At 38.5% G+C, this 390-nt stretch carries 1 protein-coding gene; it reads left to right on the forward strand.

All coding sequences use genetic code 11. The annotated features are described in order from the left end of the window. On the forward strand, nt 1–390 hold a 390-nt coding region (locus tag DWY01_RS11840), incomplete at both ends, for a transposase (RefSeq protein ID WP_243002010.1).

Consider the following 390-nt stretch of genomic DNA (forward strand, 5'->3'; position numbering starts at 1 on the left):
GTTATTATGACACTTCCAGAATCTGAACTTGTATGCCCAGTCTGTAACAGTAAACTTGTTCCTGTCGGAAAGAAATTTGTTCGACACGAAATCGAATTTGTACCAGCCAAATTAAAAGTAAGAGATATATATACAACGACATATGAATGCAGAAAATGTCGTGCAAATGGAAAGAGTGTTATGAAAAGTCCTGGAATTCCAGAACCTGTCATTCCACATTCTTATGCCTCTGCTGAAAGTGTGGCTTTCGTTATGAAACAAAAGTTCGTAAATGGCGTTCCACTCTATAGACAGGAATCCGAATGGAAACAAATGGGTCTGGATCTTTCAAGAACGACAATGGCTAACTGGATCATATATTCAAGTGGACACTGGTTAAAACCACTGACA

The sequence above is a fragment of the Eubacterium sp. AF22-8LB genome, assembly GCF_003458715.1.
Taxonomy (GTDB): Bacteria; Bacillota_I; Bacilli_A; order Erysipelotrichales; family Erysipelotrichaceae; genus Holdemanella.